The organism is Haloechinothrix sp. LS1_15 (genome assembly GCF_033042135.1).
Taxonomy (GTDB): domain Bacteria; phylum Actinomycetota; class Actinomycetes; order Mycobacteriales; family Pseudonocardiaceae; genus Haloechinothrix.
The window spans coordinates 1-18,094 of sequence record NZ_WBXM01000001.1; the positions used below are offsets into that span (position 1 = coordinate 1).

Below are 18,094 nucleotides of genomic sequence, written 5' to 3' on the forward strand. Positions count from 1 at the left end.
CCTCAACCGGCTCCGGCGCATCCGCCGCCTGCGGCTGCCCCGGCTCCTCCGAACCCGACAACCACATCATCCCGGCCAGCACCAGCCCCACCACCAGCACGCCAGCGACCACCGACGACAGCAGCAGCGGCCACCGCCTCACCAGCCGAGACGACGAACCCGAAACATCCTCATCCGCCACAGTGAACCCCTCTGGTGCGCTGTCTCTCGACTGTGGAACGCCCCCGATACCTTCCACAGCGTTAGGAAACGATTGCTTGGTCGTCCCCCGATAGTGGGGTCAACGTATCACAGGGGTTTCGAGCGTCACGGGCAGCTGCCACAAGTTTCGCGTGGTGTCACCGGGACGTCACGTCCTGGCGGCGTCGACCCGCCGTACACGCACGTCAACGGGCACTCCGGACACCGCACTCGTGCCGGTCAACCGATCGACCCTGAACTCGTCGGTGACGTCGTTCACGCTGACACCGGGATGGGCAGTGGCCACCGACAGTCGCACCCCGGGCCTGCCGTGGCCCCATCCGTGCGGCAGGCTCACCACGCCGCGCATCATCGCCTGGCTGACCTCCACATCGACCTCGATCTCGCCTGCACGCGTCGACAGTGTCGCCTGATCTCCGTCGCCGAGCCCGCGCTCGGTGGCATCCGCGGGATGCATCAGCAAGGTGCAACGCGGTTTGCCCTTCACCAGTCGGGGGCTGTTGTGCATCCACGAGTTGTTGCTACGTAGCTGGCGACGCCCGATCAGCACCAACCCGTCACCGGGAATCGCGGCGATCCGCTCGCGCAACCGGTCGAGATCGGCGAGGTACTCGGCAGGGGCCAGGTCGATCGCGGGTGAGCGGCCGGGCAATCGTTCAGGGAGCCTGGACTCCAGTGGCCCGAGATCCACCCCCTGAGGATTGCGCCGCAACGAACGCAGCGAGAGCCCGCGCCTGCCTGCGCGCAGGCCGTGTGGCCCGAGGCGCAACCCCAGTTCGAGGATCGCCTCGGGGCCGAGGGCGCGCAGCGCCCGCCAGCCGAGCCGCGCGGGCCCGCGCAGCAGTGGCGGGCGTGGCTCGAGCAGCCTGCTCGCCAGCTCGGCACAGATCTCCCAGTCGTGTCGCTGATCCGCGCCGCGCCGGAACACTGCGGGCGAGAACCGTGCGGTGTTGCGCACCGCGTAGTTGGCCAGCGCGAGCGGGTAGTGCGCGCGTTCCAGGTGGCCGGTCGGCGGCAGGATGACATCGGCGTGGCGGGTGGTCTCGTTGATGTACGGGTCGATGGAGACCATGAAGTCCAGCCCGCCGAGCGCGCGGTCGAGCCGGTCGCCGTTCGGAGTGGACAGCACCGGGTTACCCGCCGAGGTGATCAACGCGCGGATCCGGCCGTCACCGGGGGTGTCCATCTCCTCGGCCAACGCCGAAACCGGGAGTTCCCCGCTGAACTCGGGCAACCCACGGACCCTGCTGTGGAACGTACCGAAACTGCCCGCGTAGCCAGCCATGCTCGCCGCGGGGATCGGATCGATCGCCGGGGTCGTGAACATCGCCCCGCCCGGGGTGTCGAGGTGCCCGGTGAGCGCGTTGATCGCCACAAGCAGCCACGCCGCCAGCCCGCCGAACTCCTGGGTGCAGGTGCCCACCCTGCCGTACAGCACGGCACGATCGGTCGTCGCGAGCTGGCGAGCCAGCCCGCGCACGACCTCCGGCGCGAGGCCGGTGGCCGAGGCGGTGCGCTCCGGCGGAAACTCCGCTGCCGCGGCCGACAGCGAGCTCCACCCCGTCAGCAGCTCCCGCAGGTGGCCGGTGCGCACCAGCTGTTCGGCGAAGAGCACGTGCACGATCGACAGCAGCAGCATCGCGTCGGTGCCGGGCCGGATGAAGTGGTGCTCAGCTGCCAGTTCGGCGGTCTCGGTGCGCCTCGGGTCGATCACTACCGCCTTGCCGCCCCGGCCTGCGAGCGCCTTGAGCCTTCTGCGCATATCCGGTGCGGTCATGATGCTGCCGTTGGACACCGCCGGGTTGCCGCCGAGGCAGACGAACAGCTCGGTCCGGTCGATGTCCGGGACCGGCATGAGCATCTGGTGGCCGAACATCAGGTATGCCGCCAGCATGTGTGGGAGCTGGTCGATGGAGGTCGCCGAGTACACGTTGCGGGTACCGAGGCTGCGGAACAGGAACTGCCCGAAGGTGAGCAGCCCGAGATTGTGCGCGGTCGGGTTGCCCTGGTACACCGCGAGCGCGTCCCGGCCGTGTTCGGCCCGTACCGCGTTGATACGGCGGCCGACCAGATCGAAGGCCTCTCGCCAGCCGATCTCCCGCCACCCGTCGGCCGTGCGCACCACCGGGCTACGCAGCCGGTCCGGATCGTGGTGCAGGTCGGCCAGCGCCGTCGCCTTCGGGCAAATGTAGCCCCGCGAGGCCGGGTCGTCCGGGTCACCGCGCACGTCCCGCACGTTCCCGCCGCCGACGGTGACGGTGATCCCGCACCCCGCCTCGCACAGCGTGCAGGTGTGCCTGCGCACGGTGGGCTGATCCGCCGGGGACGTCACACCTCGACCCCTTTCTGTTGACAACCTGCTAGCAAGATAACGCACACTCTTGTCCACAGCGAGGCGTAAGCGTCCGTTAACCTCGGTGCGAGTATCCCACCGGGTAGCGCGATCACCACGAGGAGCGGATCAGGATGGACATCAACCAGACAGCGGCCATCGTCACCGGCGGAGCCTCCGGGCTCGGGGCAGCCACGGCCGCGGCGCTGGCAGCCAAGGGAGCGCGGGTTTTCGCGCTCGACCTGGACTCGGCGTTCGCGAGCGCCGAGCAACACGAGGGCGTGCGCTACGTGGCCACGGACGTGACCGACGGCGAGCAGGTGCAGGCCGCGGTCGACGAGGCGGCGGGATCCGGACTGCCGCTGCGAACCGTGGTCAACTGCGCCGGGATCGGAACCGCCTCGCGCATCCTTTCCAAGAAGGGAACCCACGACCTGGCGACCTTCCGCAAGGTCATCGAGGTCAACCTGATCGGCACCTTCACCGTCACCACGCTCGCCGCCGAGGCGATCGCCAAGACCGAACCGCTGGCCGATGACGCGCGCGGCGTCGTGATCAACACCGCCTCGGTCGCAGCCTTCGACGGGCAGATCGGGCAGGCGGCCTACGCCGCGTCCAAGGCCGGTGTCGCCGGGCTCACCCTGCCTGCCGCGCGTGACCTCGCCTCGTCGGGCATCAGGGTGGTGACGATCGCCCCCGGGATCATCGACACCCCGATGCTGGCGGGGGTCGACGAGGAGTTCCGCGCGGGGCTGGCGGCCGGGGTGCCGTTCCCGAAGCGGCTCGGCAGGCCCGACGAGTACGCCCAGCTCGCGCTCGACCTGATCGAGCACGACTACCTCAACGGCGAGGTGATCCGGCTGGACGGCTCGCTGCGCATGGCCCCCCGCTGAGTGACCGTCCGGGGGCCGGTGCCCGATCCCGGGGCATGGAGTGCCTGCGCCCGGACACGCTCACTCGCTCGCGAGGGAGTCCATGTGCGGGATGCGGGTCATGGCCGGGCCGGACATCCACTCGCGCAGCGCGGCGGTGGCGCGTACGTCATCCTCGTTGTAGCGCATCAACCTGCCGCGCTGCGCGCGGTCGGGCATCCGGGTATCCAGCCCGACGGCCTCCCGGTACCACTGCATCGACGCCTCCCCGCTGGCGTCCGGGTCACGCCAGGAGAACCCGGCCAGCGGCGCGATCACCTTCAGTCCCTTGCCTCGCACGCACAGGAAGCTGTCGGACACCGCCCGGAACAGGTCCACCCACTGCTCGGAACCCACGAAGGCGTCCACCTCGTCGACCGTCGGGATGCCCCGTCTGCCCGCGAACCGCTGCGCCGAGGACAGCAGCCACCGGTTCTCGGCCCGCGCGTTGTAGCAGTAAGCGCGGAAGCTCAACCCCCGAGCCGCGGCCCGTTCCCGGACCTCGCGGAACCAGGCCCAGAACTCGGCGAACGAGCGCGCCTCATCCTCGTCAGGTAACGGCTCCCAGGTGGCGAACGCGTGATAACCACGGGCGACGCCGATATCCGCACCGGACAGTAGCGCCCCCCACAGGTACGCGCCGCGGTCCGAGTAGCTCTCCATATCCACGTCCACCTCGACGTCGGCGCGCGCCACACGGACGGTGTCGACCTTGCGCACCACACTGTGCCCTGCGCACCATGCCTGCGCCAGCGCCACGAGGTGACCGAGGTTGGTGCCGTTGTTCACCAGGACGGGTTCCTGCCCGTTCGGGTCCAGCGCGGCGAGATCGTCCACCGTGGCCACACCAGCCTTGCGAAGCTCGACCGCGTCGTCGCCCCGAACCACCAGGCTCACATCCCGCGCCCGCAGCAGATCCCGCTCGCAGACCGACCACCACGGGCAGCTACGGCACTCAAGCACGCGCGAGGGCTGCGCCAGCGGGGTCGCACCGGTCGCGGCAGCGGTGGCCACCGCGAGCCGGTCGGCGAACCGCCTGCGGTACTCGTCGAGAGCGCTGAGCCCGCCGGGAAACGTCGGCGCCGTCAGGTCGTGCCAGACGATCACGTCGGCGTCGACGCCGATCACACCGCCGAGCGCACGGCCGGTCTCCGCGTATCCCGCCGCACGCAACAACTCGAGCAGATGCGCCAGCCGCAGCTGGTCGCGCGGTTGGGAACGCAGCTTGCGAGCGCTGTCCGGCCGCGCGCGCTCCGGATCCAGCTCGCCGAAGGGCGTGGTCCGTGCCGCGTTCGGCCCCGAGCAGGGATCGGTGACCTTGTGCCGCACCACGATAATCGGGACGTACCCGTACCCGGTACGCACCAACAGTTCGCTGCCGCCACGCCTGCCTCCCGCACCGTCCGAGGGCAGCAGCGCGCCGGAGATCACCTCCGCCGACTCAGCCAGCGCGGCCTCGGTGGCCGCGACCCTCTCCGTGGGCGGCGCGCCGGGCCGTACCGTGACCCACCCAGCGCCGCCGCGCGCGTCACGTAGCCGCGCCGTGACCTCCTCTCGGTGCGCCCTGGCATCGGCGATGCGCTGCTTGGTTCCGGCATCCAGCGGTAGCCGCTCGCCCGCGGGGGCGTTCGGGTCGTGCTCGAGGTGCACCCGCCTGCGGCAGCGGGTTACCGCGCCCGCGTCGAGCAGCACCTCGGGTTCGTCTGCCCCGTCCGACGCGGCAGGAACCGCATATGAGCACATATCCCCAGCGTAAGCGCCGTGCCCGACAGCGCGCTCGGCTACCACGGCCGGTTGTGAACAACCCGACGTCACACACCACATTCGCACTGGCGGGTACGCCGATCGTGCGGCGGCGAGAGCGAGTACGTTGGGGCCATGGCGCGCAAGGGAACGAAGGGTACGGACACCTCACCCGAGCCACGCATCACGCCTGCCAAGGCGCGCAACGCGATCGGCGTCATCCGGGTCGTCGCTCCCGCGATCATCCCGGTACTCGCACCGCTAGCGGTGCGCGCCGCCAGTGCGATGCGCGAGGCGTTCGACCGATTCCGGGCACGAAGGCTCGGCATCAGCGTGGACGTGATCGGGCAGTACACCGGGCGCGGTGCCCGGTTGCACGCCAGGATCGGCGGGCTCGCGACCGAGATCGCGGAGCTGCGTGCCCGCACGTCGGATGCCGATGCCGTGGCTTTCGCCGAGGCCACCGAGTCCACCTTGCGGCAGCTCGCCTCCGCGGTGCGGGCGGCGGAGCGGATGCCCGCGGCGCGCAGGAAGGCGGCTAACACCGCCGTGGCACGTGAGCTCGACCGGATCGAGCGCAGCCTGCTCGGCTACCTCGGGGTTTCCTGACTCGCCCCATAGCCGGTGGCGAGTGCGTCTGTCGAGCCGCGGGCATCACGGTGGGCACGGACCCCTCGAAGGGGGCAACCTATGCTGGCCGTGTGACCCAGCGACAGGACAGGCGGATCGAGCGACGCGCACGCAGGGTGCTGCTCGCCGCCAGCGCCACCACGCTGGGTATCGCCGCGCACGCCGCGGCGGGTGGCGGCCTGCCTGACGCCTCGGTCACCGTCGTCGTGCTGGCACTGATCGGCTGGGCGGCGACCTCGCTGGCCGATCGGGCTCGTGGGGTACCGGCCACGGTGGCGGTCCTCGGGACCGCGCAACTGGTCATGCACGGCGCCCTCACGGTGCTCGGACCCCACGGAGGCCACCACGAAGCCGCGACCACCGCCGGCGCCGTGGCAATGGCCGCCGCGCACGCCGCAGCCACGCTGCTGACCGCGTTGCTGCTCACCAGGGCGGAGCGCGGGATCCGGCTGGTGTGCAGCAGCCTGCGCCGGATCCTCCCGCGGGTGTGGCAGTCACCACCCCCGGTGCCCGCCGCCGTGCCCGCGGGCGTTCCCGTCCTCGCAGGCGGTTTCCTGCTGCCCGCCTACCGGGTGCACTTCCGCAGGATCTGCGGCAGACGCGGCCCACCAGCACTGCCCTGACCGCTCCGCAGCCGCGGAGCTTCACGCCGGTCGCCGCGCCGCCCGGGCTACCCGACAGGGGTATGCCACGGCGGCCCATGGCGACTGTCAGGACCTTCGAGAACTGTCAGGAGTAGTGCTATGTCGACAACACGTAATGTCTACCGCGCAGGCGTGCTCGCCGGGGCCATCTCGGTCGCCGGATTGCTCGCGGCCACCCCTGCCATGGCGCACGTCACCGCGCATACCTACGGGGACACGCCGGAGCAGGAAGGATACGGGGCGGTCACGCTCCGCGTGCCCAACGAGGACCCCGATCACGGCACGATCGGGCTGGAGCTGACCATCCCGGAGGAGTACGCCATCCCGTCGGTGCGGACCAAACCGGTTCCCGGCTGGTCGGCCGAGGTGATCACCACCGAGCTCGACGAGCCCGTCGCGGGGCCGCACGGCAGCGAGGTCACCGAGATCGTGACCGGAATCGTCTGGGAGGCAGAACCCGGCAACGAGATCTCCGCCGGGATGACCGAGTACCAGGAGTTCGCGTTCTCCGCGGGCCCGCTGCCCGGCGACACCAGCGAGCTGGTGCTGCCAGCAGCGCAGGTCTATGAGGGCGGCGACGTCGTGGACTGGGACGCACCGCCACCGGCCGAGGGTGAGGACGAGCCATCGCACCCCGCTCCGGTCGTACCGCTGGCCGAGCCCGGCGATGATGGACACGGGCACAGCCACGATGCCGAGGGCACCGATGGCGCCGACGGCGATGAGCATGCCACGGGCGAGGAGCCTGCCACGGACAGTACGGCACGCTGGCTCGCCGGTGCGGGGCTGGCCCTCGGCGCACTCGGTGCCGGTGCCGGCGTCGGCGCCGCCGTTACCGCGCGGCGCTCGAGGCAGGCCGCGGACGGGCAGCGGCACGAGGACGGTAACGACGCCACCGGTGGTGAGCAGCCATGACGAACGCAGTCCTCCGGCGGAAGGCACCGGCAGCCGCGCTGGCACCGGTGCTGACCGCGCTCGTCACGGCGTGTGCGCTCCTCGTGCTGGCCGCGCCCGCCGCCGCGCACAACGTGCTGATCGGATCCGATCCCGAGGAAGGTGCCAGCCTCGATGCCAGCCCTGGCAACGTCACGCTGACCTTCGATCAGACCGTGCGGGAAGGCGACATCAACGAGATCGCCGTGACCGGCCCCGAGGGCGGGCAGTGGGTGGACCAGCCTCCCGAGATCGACGGCAACGAGGTGAGCGTCCCGCTCGGTGAGCTCGGCACCGCGGGCGAGTACATCATCGGGTACCGCATCCTCTCGGCCGACGGTCATCCGGTAGCCGGCGAGGTCCCTTTCACACTGACCGCCGAGGAGTCCGGCACCCCGGTAGGCGAGGACCCCGATGTCCGCGACACCGAGGGCGACACCGAGGGCGACACCGCCGATGACGCAGGCAGCGATGAGCAGGGCGAAGCTGCCGGCGACGACGGTGCCCTTCCCGCGGTGCCCACCTGGGCATGGCTGGTGGCCGCCGGTGGCTTGCTGGCCGCCGGGGTGGCGCTCGTGCTGCGTCTCGGCAGGGGCAGCAGCTGACCGTGCCACGCGGACGTACCGCACCCGGTCTCCGGCCTGCGCCGCTGATCCTCGCGATCACCGCGGCGCAGGCCGGGGCGCTGGCCGGTATCGCGTTGGCAGGCGTTCCTGCCGTGACCGGTATCTCCGGCCCCGGAGCCGCCGTCACCGCGGGCGTCCCGGTGGCGCGGGCACTGCTGGCCGTGGCCGCGATCGCCACCGTCGGGCTGTCCCTGCTACCCCTGATGCTCCGCCGCGAGCGCGCCTCCCGCACCGAGCCGGTGCTCGACCTCGCTCGCCGGGCGGCCGTGGTCACCGCCGCCTGCTGGGCGCTGGCAGCCACGGTCGTACTGGCACTGCAGGCGGCCGAACTGCACGGCTCGGACATCCCGTCGCCTACGGAGGTCCGCCGTTACGCCACCGAGGTGCCGTCGGGCACCGCGCTGCTCATCGTGGTGGCACTCGCCACCGCCCACGCGGCACTCGGTGTGCTGGCGGTGCGTTCCGGTGAGCGGGTTCCCGCCGAGGTCCGCACGGGGCTGGCGCTGTTCGCGCTGCTCCCGGTTCCGGTGACCGGGCACGCCGCGACGTGGACCCGGCATGAGTACCTGCTGGTCGCCATCGAGCTGCACGTCCTCGCCGCGACTGTCTGGGCTGGGGGTCTCGGGGCGATCGTGACGCTGCTGGCTACCCGCCGCACGCTGCTCGCTGGCGCACTCCCCCGGTTTTCCGTGCTGGCCACCGCGTGCTTGGCTGTCACGGCGCTGACCGGAGTCCTCAGCGCGTTCGCCGAGCTGAGCGAGCACCCCACGATGGACCTTGCCGAGGGGGTGTTCGGCACCGGCTACGGCCATCTCCTGCTGGCCAAGACGGTGTGCCTGCTCGGTATCGCGCTCGTCGGCGCGCGGTTACGCACCGCGCTTCTCCCCCGCATCGCGCGCCACAGCAGGACCGCGTTCACCGGCTGGGCGAGCCTCGAACTGGCCCTCATGGCGGTCGCTTTCGGGCTGGCTGCGGTGCTCAGCCGGACCCCGCTCGGCTGACGCGGCTGACGCCGGAACACCCGTCGCGCCCGGCAGGGCCACGCTTCAGCCCTGCCGAACTCCGTCAAAAAAAGGGACAAATGGAACAGAGCGCCGAAGCGCTGAACGGTGCTCGCGCGTCGGCGACCGGTCGTCTCGCACGGTCGGCGACCGGCGATCCCGCATAGGCAACCGGCCACCGGCGGGAACACCGGAGCCTTACCGGTAGCGCTGCCACTGAGCGTCGTCCCGCCCGGCACGCATATCGGCCAGTCTCCTGCGGAACTCGGCCGTGACCCCGGGATTGCTCCGCAGGATCGGGAGCACGCTGGTGGTCAGCTTGAGTTCGCGCGCGGCGCGCAGCACCCCGAACCCTTCCCACGACATCACGTCGAACCCCAGCGCGTCGGCCAGCGCCCGGTAGCCCGCCATGTCGTCGCCGAACCGCAGCACTCCCACCGCCAGCGGCACCAGATCCCATTCCGGCGGGCCCGCGCATGCCGAGTCGAAGTCGCACAGCACCGGGCCATCAGGCCCGACGAGCACGTTGCCCGCGTGCGCGTCGCCGTGGATCAACGAGCGCGGCAGCGGGAACTCGAGCTGGTTCAGCGCCGCGCGGACCGAGGCGCAGTGCGACAGCAGGAACTGCCGGTCGTCGTCATCGAGGTGCTCGGCATCGGCGATACGCGCCTGGACGTCGTCCAGCGGGTCCCAGCGCGCCACGCCGGGTGGCACGGGCAACGCGTGCATCGCGCGCAACAACCGGCCGAGCTCGCCAGGGGTGGCCCGCCGGTCGCTCTCACGGACCGAGGACCAGACCGTCGCCAGGTGCTCGCCCTCGATCAACGGCTGGTCTAGCCCGGGGTAGAGCCGCACAGCTGGTACCCCGTTCCTTGCGAGGTACCTGGCCACCGCGACCACCTTGTAGACGCGATGCCGGAGCCTGCGTGAGGCCACGAAACGAACCACCACCGGGGCGCCTGCCAGCAGGTAAACGGCATTGTTGGTGAACCGCACCAGCCGGGCCCCTCGGTGGTCGAGGCCGAGCCGTCCGCACAGCCGCGCGAGCGCGTCGTCCAGCTTGGCCTTGGTGAAGCGGGCTTCGCGCACCCAACCCCCGTATCAGGCCGCGTAGAACTCGTTGATCCGCTCCACGAGCTCCCGCGCGTCCAGGTTGTTGACCCTGCGCTGGGCTTCCTTCTGCATGGGGCGCATCCGGTCCCGCACTCGTGAGGATTTCAGCCCCTCGGCCGTGTCCAGCGCCGAGCGGCCCACCCTGGACCCGTGGTCGATATCGCCGTCGATCAAGTGGTTCGTGGCCAGCGAGCTCAGGTTGAACGCCTTGCTGCGCGCCATGTCGTCGCCGTAGTTCTCCACCGCCCTGCTCAGTGCCGGGATGGCGTACTTGGTGTGCGACTTGTCCACGGTCTGCGCCAGCACCGTGTGCACCGTACCCACCATCGCGTACACGTCCGTCTCGGTGAAGAACTGCACCCAGGACTCGGCGTTGGCCAGGTCGGCGCGCGCGAACTCGTCCCGCGTCCTGCCGAGCAGCTTGACGGCCTGCTCGGAGTTGCCGAGCAGCGCGTAGGCCCACGCCTCGTTCGCGCAGAGCACCGCGACCGCCAGCTCCGAACCGGACTCCTGGGCGGCGATCTGCCCGAGCTGGAAGAGCTTCAGCGCGTCATTGGCGGACTCCTGGTGGAGGTAGACCCGGCCCATCCGGTAGAGCACGTTGGCCACCAGGTGCTCGTTGCCGCCCTGCTTGGCCAGCTCGAGCGCATTGGAGAAGTGTCCCCGCGCCGAATCGACCAGCCCGGTGTCGAAGGATGTCCATCCCGCCACGCTGTGCAGGTCGGCCAGCGCGATGAACAACCGGGACTTCACGCCTTCGGCCGCTCCCGCGTCGAGGAGCTGCTGCCCCCAGGAAAGCTGGGCGATCACGGCGTCACGGCAGAACCCACCGCCGTACTGGTAATCGAGCGCACGCAAGGCCCGGGTGGCGGCCTCCACCTGGCGCACGTCAGCCATGCCGATCCGGCCCGGCGCCGGCGTGGTCCCCGGGCTCGCGGCCGCGATCGGCCCTGACTCGGTACCAAGCACTGCCGCACCCATGGTGACCTGGGCCGCGTGCGCGAGGAACCTGCGTCGTTTCACCGACTCGTCCTCCTCGGACCGTTCGTCGGCGCCCTCTTGCCCGGCACCGACGACATTCGTCGCTGTCGTCTCGTCGTAAGCGAGACCCATGTAGCCCCGTGGCACACCGAGGCCGTCCGCGATCCGGGCCAGCACGTCGTAGGCGATGACGTGCCTGCCCTTGAGGATCTCGGAGACCTCGGACTGTGACTGCCCGGTCAGCGCAGCGATCTGGCGTTGCGATACGCCTTCCTTCCGCAGCAACCGGTACACACCGCTGACATCCCGGTCCGCGAGGGCCGATCGCATCTCCCGCTTCTCCCACACGGCTGCGGGGACGGGGTGCGCCTGACCTCCCTCGACGCTGTGCACGCCCGCGGCTGGAGAGGCTCCGGAAGCACTGTTCGTTTCGCTGTCGCCCATATGCGGACCTCACTACTCCATCTGGGCTTCATGGGGAAGACTAAGCGCCTCCATTCAACCGCGCTAACCCCCACTTTGTGGAGTCTGATCGGTGCAAGTGAACTCGATTGACCGCTTACCGGTGAACTTCGGCCGGTTAACGCTCACCGCTCCCCTTCACGCGCCGTACCCATCACCGTAGGAAGTAGCCCTCCTGTACGGGCGCTGTCAGCTCGGCAGGCGAGCCGGCCGCGGCAGGCGAGCCGCACCCGGCGGCATCCGGCTGGAGCAGAGGAAGCGGGACGTCTGGGTTCCCGACGTTCCGTACGACCTGGAAGGCAAGAAGGGCAGTGACGCCGATGGAGCTCGTCGACTCGATCGCCACCCGGCGCGCGGCTGTGGCCGAGCGCCCCACCCGGCAGGCAGCGGCACCGAGCGTTCCGCCCGTCGCCGACGTCTCCGAGCCGGAGTCGAACGATGAGGGGATGCTCCGCAGCCACGAGGGCGAGCACACGGTGTGGCGTGTCCAATGCGGCGACATGATCAACCGGGGCCGGTGTATCACGGTGTACGTCGACTCGGGTGAGGTCGTGCTGGCATGCCCGCCGGGCGAAACCGCGCGCCTGTCGCCCGACCAGCTCGACCGGCTGCGGGTGGCGCTGCACGAGGCCAACACACTGGCGGAAAGGTACCGGTGAATCGCTGTGGACGGCATTCTCGCGCATGTGCTACGCAGCGCGGTGTGGGAACGGTTGGAGATACTCGCCGACCAGGCCGCACACCCCGACCCGGCGGCCTGGTCCGCTCCGGCGGAGCTACCTCGGATCGTGGCGGAATGGCGCACCATCCTGCGTTCCCATGAGCCCGACGAGCACGGTGATTGCCCGACGTGCTCCACCCGGTGGCACCGCAGTACCGCACCGTGCGCCGTGTGGGACGCGGCGTACGAGCATCTGGTGGCCGGTGGCCTCGCACCGGAGCAGGTTCGCAGGCCTGCCGGGAAGGCCAGGGCCACCGGCACGGACCGCTTCGCGAACGCGGGTAGTGCGCCATCCGGCTGAGTTCCCCGCCCGACAGAAGGCCCCATACTCCGCGGGCCGGTGCTGTGCACCCCCTCCCCCGACCGGCACCGGCCCGCGGTTCCACTCCTCACATCCCGCGTTACGGGAACGATCTACGTATGACCTTGCGTAACGCTTACTTGTGGGTAACATGATTATTCTCGACCCCCCGGTCGTGGCCCACAGGTACTTGCTAGGAGTGGTACGTGGCCCAATCACAGAGCACTGCCCCGGCACGTTCGACATCGGCGCCTACGGAGCCCACGCCGTTCCGCCGCCAGCCCGTGCAGCAGCGCAGCGCGAAGCGGGTGGCGCTGATGCTCGACGCCTGCGCGGAGCTGCTCGACGAGGTCGGATACGAGGCGCTCAGTACTACGATGATCGCGCGGCGCGCCGGGGTCGCTGTTGGGTCGCTCTACCAGTTCTTCCCCGACAAGCGCGCCGTGGTGCAGGCACTGACCCACCGCAACTTCGACCACTTCCTCGAAGTGGTGCGGCAACGGCTGAACGCGGTCGATCACACGCACTGGTGGGACGTGGTCGACTCGGTGCTGGACATCTACGTGCGCATGCACCGCGAGCTGCCGGGGTTCGCCCAAGTGCACTTCGGTGATGTGGTGGATACCCACCTGCTCGACGAGCAGCGGGACAACAACGCCGTAGTCGCCGACTCGCTGATCGCGATGCTCGACGAGCTACTCGACCTGCCTGCCGAACGCCTCGACCTGCCGATCAAGCTCGCCGTGGAGGCCACAGACGCGCTGCTGAAGTACGCCTTCCGCGTCAGCCCCGATGGTGATCAGGCGGTCCTCGACGAGACCAAGGAGCTGATCAGGGGCTACCTGGAGGGCAAGCTCGGGGGCTGACCTCGCCCGGGCTGCCTCGTGCCCGGTGACCGGGCCGTAGGGTGAGTACCGGAGCGGGAGATCCGAGCACGAGGGGAGCGAGCGTGTCCGACACCGATGCCGCCCTGGCCACCTTCGGTTACGAGCTGGGCGTGCTCAAGCGTATGAGACGCGCGGGATGGTGGCATGCCGGAGTCCGCGACCCCGAGTCGGTGGCCGAGCACAGCCTGCGGGCCGCGCAGCTGGCGGGGTTACTCGCCGCCGAGGAGGGCGCGGATCCAGCGCGAGCGGCCTACCTCGCACTGTGGCACGACATCCAGGAAGCCCGCACCGGCGACCTGCCGCGCGCGGCCCGGCCGTACGTCACCAAGCCCGATGCTCGGGCGATCACCGCCGACCAGACGGCTACCCTGCCCACGAACTCGGCAGAGTCGGTACGCGATGCGGTCGACGAGTACGAGTCCGCCACCAGCCTCGAAGCCCGCTGCGCTCGCGACGCCGACAAGCTCGAGATGCTGCTGCAGGCCGTCGAGTACGCCAGCACCGGCATCACCCAGGTCGACGAGTGGATGGCCACCGCGCGCAAGTCGCTGTCCACCGACACCGCCCGCCGCATCGCCGAAGTCGCGCCCGACACCCCGCCGCTGTCCTGGCGCAACTACTGACCCGGCCTGCCGCCTTCAGCGGACTCGGCCTGCGAGGGCCTCGACCGAGATCCCGTTCGACAGGAACAGGGTCACGGTTCTCCGCCATGTCGATGTACATGCATTGATGCTGTTGTGTCATCCGCAATCCTGCGCAAGAGTGTGGCAGGTGATGACTGCTCGTGCTCGCACATGCACGTACCGAATCAGCATGGAGGACAGGAAATAGCATGCCAGCAGGCAATGGGGGTAGGCCGACCGTGCGCTCGCGGCAGGTATCCGCCGAGCTCAAGCGGCGCAGGAAGGAGGCAGGCCTGACTACCGGCGAGGTGGGTAAGCGACTCGGGGTCTCGCAGAGCAAGGTGAGCCGGATCGAGAACGGCCAGCTTGGCCTGCAGGTGGAAGAGGTCGCCGCGCTGCTCGGCCTCTACCACGTGCCGCAGCAACGGCGGGACGAAGTGCTCGACCTGGTGCGCAGCGCCGCCGAACCCGGCTGGGTGCGGGCGCACCACAGCGGCCTGCCAGCCCAGTGGCAGGACCTGATCGAGCTGGAGGGCACCACCTCGGCACTGGCCAACTTCCAGCCACTCACCATTCCCGGGTTGCTCCAGACGGCCGAGTACGCGCGAACGATCATCCGTGACGCGTCCGAGACAACGCTCTCGGAATCCGAACTGGACACCATGGTCGCCGCGCGGTTGGGCAGGCAGACCGTGCTCTCCCGGGCGTGGCCACCGAGCCTGCACGCGGTGCTCTACGAACCGGCCCTGCGGGTGCCGGTCGGCGGGCAGGAGGTACTGCCCGCGCAGCTGCGGCACCTGGTGGAGATGGCCAAGCGCCCCCGCGTCACGGTGCAGGTGGTGCCGCTGGCTGCCGGTCCGCATCCCGGTCTGGAGGGGCCATTCATGATCATGGAGTTCGAGTCGGACCCGCCGCTGGTGCACCTGGAGAACCGGGCGCGGAGCACCTTCCTCGAAGAGGCCTCGCATGTAGAGAGCTACAGGCTGGCATGGGAGCGCATCCGCGCGAAGGCGCTGCCGCCAGCTCGCTCGGCGGAACTGATCACCGAGTTCGCCAGGCACGCGGCCCAGGCGGAACGACCGTGAAGCCCGAAACCGGAGGTGCTCGCATGAGCGCTGCGGGAGTGACTACGGCCCGGTGGCGGAAGAGCGGGTACAGCAGCGACTCGCTGAGCTGCGTCGAGGTGGCGCTGAGCGAACGCGTGGTTGGAGTGCGGGATTCCAAGGCCCCCGGCAACGGGACGCTGGTGGTGCCGACCGGCGCCTGGCGGGGCTTCCTTGACGCCCTGCCCTGACCCGGAACGGGACGGCTCAGCCGAAGGTGGCGCCCTCGCCTCGGTAGGTCGGCACGGAGCGCTCCAGCCGCTGCCCGGCGACGAGATGGTACGTCTCGAAACGCTCGGCCAGCTCACCCGCCTTGGCGTGCCGCAGCCACACCCGATCCCCGACCGCGAGGTGACGCGCGGCGGGGCCCGTCACCGGGGTCTGCACTTCCCCTGCCCCTTCCAGCGGCGTGAGCCGCAGCCCGCGTGGCAGGTATGGCGAGGGAAGGCGCGAGGCATCGGCCGTGCCTGAGGCGAGATACCCGCCTGCGAACAGGGTGGCGATCTCCTGGGTGGGTTTGCGGACCACCGGCAGCGCGAACAGCGCAGCCGGGCGGGGACGGAACCGGGAGTAGCCGTCGAACAGCGCTGGACCCAGCAGCCCGGATCCGGCGGCGACCTCGGTCACCGAAGTGTCCGCGCCGGTGGTTTCGATGCTGCCGGTGCCGCCCCCGTTGACGAACTCCAACGGGCAGATCTCGCTGACCGCCGCCACCGCCGCCGCACGCCGGGCGGCGAGCTCGCGCGCCGACATGCGCTGCATCAGGCGGATAGCGCCGGCACGCACCGGGTTGCCCGCCGCGTCACCGACTCCGGCGATCTGGGCCTCGTAGCCCATCAGCCCGGTCAGCCGGAACGCGCCGCGCCGCACCACGGTACGGGCAAGCTCCGCGGCCTGGCGTGCGGTGAACACTGGGGAACGGCGCGCACCGATGTGCAGGCCGGGCAGCGGACGCCAGGACACGTCCAGCTCGAGGCACACCCGCACCGCGGGCCCCTCCGGGGCCGAGCGCAGCGCGTCCTCCACCGCGTCGAGGTGGGCCGCCGAATCGACCATCAGCGTGACGCGCTCGCGGGCGGCCTGGTCGGCGGCCAGCGTGGCCAGCGCGTGCTCGTCGGCGGTCGGGTAGCCGACCACCAGATCCTCGCTCACCCCGGCACGGGACAGCCACAGCGCCTCGGCGAGCGAGTAGCACAGCACCCCGCGCACGGCGGCGGAACCGAGTGCCCGTTCGAGTAGGTAGCGGCATCGTAGGGATTTGCTCGCCAACCGGATGGGCAGCCCGGCCGCGCGGCCGGCGAGACTGTCGAGGTTCGCGTCGAAGGCATCGAGGTCCACGACGGCCAGCGGCGCGGGCAGGTGCGCGGTGGCCGATCCGTACCGCTCCCGCAACCCACCGCTCGCCGTTTCGCCTGATCGCATGGCCGTCACACCCCGCACGGTACGCCACCTGGCCGAAAAACGCGAACATTATTCACGTATCGTGGTGGCCACAACTCCGGTATCCGCTGTGGTCAACGATCAACCGGTGAGGTAGGAAGCCCCTGTGAGCGATACAACGTGGACGAACTGGGCAGGCACCGCGCACGCCGCACCGCGCGTGGTGCACCGGCCGCGCAGCACGGCGGAAATCGCCCACGCCGTTTCCGGCGCGGCAGCCAGCGGTGGCCGGATCCGGCCGTGGGGCAGCGGTCACTCGTTCAGCCCCGCCGCGGTAGCCGACGACCAGGCGATCGACCTATCCGGGTTCACCGGGGTCACCCGCGTGGACATGGAGGCAGGGTTGGTCACCGTGCGCTCGGGAACCACGCTGCGCCAGCTCAACACCATCCTCGACGCGCTCGACCTCGCCCTGGTCAACCTCGGGGACATCGACGCCCAGACGATCTCCGGGGCGATCGCCACCGGCACGCACGGCACCGGAGCCTCGTTCGGCGGCCTGGCCACGCAGGTGGTCGAGCTCGAACTCGTGCTGGCGGACGGCTCCGTCGTCACCTGCTCACCCGTGGAGCGTCCCGAGCTGTTCCAGGCCGCACGGATCGGGCTCGGCGCGCTCGGCGTGATCAGTACCGTGACGCTGCGGTGCGTGCCGGGGTTCGTGCTCGCCGCGCAGGAGCGACCCGAACCGCTCGACCGGCTGCTGCCCCGGCTCGACAACGAGATCGCGGGTAACGATCATTTCGAGTTCTACTGGTTCCCCTACGGCGAGCACGTCGTGGTCAAGCGCAACAACCGGTTACCTCCCGGCACGCCGCCGCAGCCGCTCGGCCCGCTGCGCGAGTTCCTGGAGTACGAGATCCTGGAAAACCGCGCCTTCGAGGCGCTGTGCCGGCTCGGCAAGGCCGTACCGGGCCTGGTGCGGCCGCTGGGTGCGGTCACCGACCGGATGCTGTCGACCAGGCAGTACCGCGATCGTTCGCACCGCGTCTTCGTGACCCGCCGGTCGGTGCCGTTCGTCGAGTCGGAGTACGCCATCCCGCGAGCCGCGGTCGGCGACGTGCTCACCGAGCTGCGCGCGGTCGTCCCGCTGCTGCGCGATCCGGTGTCCTTCCCTGTGGAGGTGCGGTTCGCCGCCGCCGACGACATCTGGCTGTCAACCGCGCACCAGCGGGACTCGGCCTACATCGCGGTACACCAGTACGCCGGGATGCCCTACCGAGAATACTTCGCCGCCTTCGAGGCCATCATGACCGCCGCGGGCGGCAGGCCCCACTGGGGCAAGATGCACTCGCTCGACGCTACCGCCCTTGCCGAGCTCTACCCCCGCTTCGACGACTTCCTCCGGCTGCGTGACCAGCTCGACCCCACCGGCGTGTTCAGCAACCCATACACCGACCACGTCCTCGGTCCGGTTGGTGGGCACTGAACGTGACCGAGTGCCC

Annotated in this window: 19 protein-coding genes; 13 read left to right on the forward strand and 6 right to left on the reverse strand. The window is 70.3% G+C overall.

From position 1 onward, the window contains the following. Together F8178_RS00005 and F8178_RS00010 are read right to left on the reverse strand one after the other, a co-directional pair. Window positions 1-181: hypothetical protein (locus F8178_RS00005; protein WP_317492481.1), on the reverse strand; the 181-nt coding region annotated here is incomplete at its 3' end. A 168-nt stretch (window positions 182-349) separates the two neighbouring features. Then, on the reverse strand, window positions 350-2,533 hold the full coding sequence (locus F8178_RS00010) for a molybdopterin oxidoreductase family protein (RefSeq protein WP_317492482.1): 2,184 nt from the start codon (window positions 2,531-2,533) through the stop codon (window positions 350-352). Window positions 2,534-2,667: 134 nt separating this feature from the next. Between F8178_RS00010 and F8178_RS00015 the strand changes: the two genes are divergently transcribed. Beyond that, window positions 2,668-3,426, forward strand: coding sequence for an SDR family NAD(P)-dependent oxidoreductase (locus tag F8178_RS00015; protein WP_317492483.1), 759 nt, complete (start codon window positions 2,668-2,670; stop codon window positions 3,424-3,426). Window positions 3,427-3,486: 60 nt separating this feature from the next. Here F8178_RS00015 and F8178_RS00020 read toward each other — a convergent pair whose 3' ends face one another. Next, window positions 3,487-5,187, reverse strand: coding sequence for a TM0106 family RecB-like putative nuclease (locus F8178_RS00020; RefSeq protein WP_317492484.1), 1,701 nt, complete (start codon window positions 5,185-5,187; stop codon window positions 3,487-3,489). A 135-nt stretch (window positions 5,188-5,322) separates the two neighbouring features. Between F8178_RS00020 and F8178_RS00025 the strand changes: the two genes are divergently transcribed. The 5 genes from F8178_RS00025 to F8178_RS00045 all read left to right on the forward strand — a co-directional run bounded on the left by F8178_RS00025 (window position 5,323) and on the right by F8178_RS00045 (window position 9,021). Next, on the forward strand, window positions 5,323-5,796 hold the full coding sequence (locus F8178_RS00025; protein WP_317492485.1) for a DUF6474 family protein: 474 nt from the start codon (window positions 5,323-5,325) through the stop codon (window positions 5,794-5,796). A 92-nt stretch (window positions 5,797-5,888) separates the two neighbouring features. Next, window positions 5,889-6,440, forward strand: coding sequence for a hypothetical protein (locus F8178_RS00030; RefSeq protein WP_317492486.1), 552 nt, complete (start codon window positions 5,889-5,891; stop codon window positions 6,438-6,440). 120 nt (window positions 6,441-6,560) lie between these two features. Further along, the gene (locus F8178_RS00035; RefSeq protein WP_317492487.1) at window positions 6,561-7,376 is read left to right on the forward strand and encodes a YcnI family protein; all 816 of its coding nucleotides are present in this window, start codon (window positions 6,561-6,563) and stop codon (window positions 7,374-7,376) included. Further along, window positions 7,373-7,999 (forward strand): copper resistance protein CopC, encoded by a 627-nt coding sequence (locus F8178_RS00040; protein ID WP_317492488.1) that lies wholly within the window; start codon window positions 7,373-7,375, stop codon window positions 7,997-7,999. The genes F8178_RS00035 and F8178_RS00040 overlap by 4 nt, the downstream gene beginning before the upstream one ends. A gap of 2 nt (window positions 8,000-8,001) precedes the next feature. Further along, a complete protein-coding gene (locus F8178_RS00045; protein ID WP_317492489.1) occupies window positions 8,002-9,021 on the forward strand; it encodes a CopD family protein in 1,020 nt (339 codons plus the stop codon). A 198-nt stretch (window positions 9,022-9,219) separates the two neighbouring features. Here the strand turns inward: F8178_RS00045 and F8178_RS00050 are convergent, their stop codons facing one another. Continuing rightward, entirely contained in the window at window positions 9,220-10,110 is an 891-nt protein-coding gene (locus F8178_RS00050) for an aminoglycoside phosphotransferase family protein (RefSeq protein ID WP_317492490.1), read from the reverse strand. 12 nt (window positions 10,111-10,122) lie between these two features. Continuing rightward, window positions 10,123-11,445: a helix-turn-helix transcriptional regulator gene (locus F8178_RS00055; protein ID WP_317493031.1), complete on the reverse strand. Its 1,323-nt coding sequence runs from the start codon at window positions 11,443-11,445 to the stop codon at window positions 10,123-10,125. Window positions 11,446-11,897: 452 nt separating this feature from the next. Here F8178_RS00055 and F8178_RS00060 point away from each other — a divergent pair, with 452 nt between their 5' ends. The 6 genes from F8178_RS00060 to F8178_RS00085 all read left to right on the forward strand — a co-directional run bounded on the left by F8178_RS00060 (window position 11,898) and on the right by F8178_RS00085 (window position 15,403). Next, window positions 11,898-12,236, forward strand: a complete 339-nt coding sequence (locus tag F8178_RS00060; protein ID WP_317493032.1) for a hypothetical protein — start codon at window positions 11,898-11,900, stop codon at window positions 12,234-12,236. A 6-nt stretch (window positions 12,237-12,242) separates the two neighbouring features. Continuing rightward, window positions 12,243-12,599: a hypothetical protein gene (locus F8178_RS00065; RefSeq protein WP_317492491.1), complete on the forward strand. Its 357-nt coding sequence runs from the start codon at window positions 12,243-12,245 to the stop codon at window positions 12,597-12,599. Window positions 12,600-12,805: 206 nt separating this feature from the next. Continuing rightward, window positions 12,806-13,465, forward strand: coding sequence for a TetR/AcrR family transcriptional regulator (locus tag F8178_RS00070; RefSeq protein WP_317492492.1), 660 nt, complete (start codon window positions 12,806-12,808; stop codon window positions 13,463-13,465). 83 nt (window positions 13,466-13,548) lie between these two features. Continuing rightward, complete coding sequence (locus F8178_RS00075) at window positions 13,549-14,109, forward strand: HD domain-containing protein (protein ID WP_317492493.1); 561 nt, start codon at window positions 13,549-13,551, stop codon at window positions 14,107-14,109. A gap of 209 nt (window positions 14,110-14,318) precedes the next feature. Further along, window positions 14,319-15,194: a helix-turn-helix transcriptional regulator gene (locus F8178_RS00080; protein ID WP_317492494.1), complete on the forward strand. Its 876-nt coding sequence runs from the start codon at window positions 14,319-14,321 to the stop codon at window positions 15,192-15,194. Between the two features lie 23 nt (window positions 15,195-15,217). Continuing rightward, window positions 15,218-15,403 (forward strand): DUF397 domain-containing protein, encoded by a 186-nt coding sequence (locus F8178_RS00085; protein WP_317492495.1) that lies wholly within the window; start codon window positions 15,218-15,220, stop codon window positions 15,401-15,403. Window positions 15,404-15,419: 16 nt separating this feature from the next. Here the strand turns inward: F8178_RS00085 and F8178_RS00090 are convergent, their stop codons facing one another. Continuing rightward, window positions 15,420-16,634, reverse strand: a complete 1,215-nt coding sequence (locus F8178_RS00090) for an alanine racemase (RefSeq protein ID WP_317492496.1) — start codon at window positions 16,632-16,634, stop codon at window positions 15,420-15,422. A 124-nt stretch (window positions 16,635-16,758) separates the two neighbouring features. On the opposite strand from F8178_RS00090, the gene F8178_RS00095 reads away from it, so the two are divergent. Next, entirely contained in the window at window positions 16,759-18,078 is a 1,320-nt protein-coding gene (locus tag F8178_RS00095) for a D-arabinono-1,4-lactone oxidase (RefSeq protein ID WP_317492497.1), read from the forward strand. Window positions 18,079-18,094: the final 16 nt, after the last annotated feature.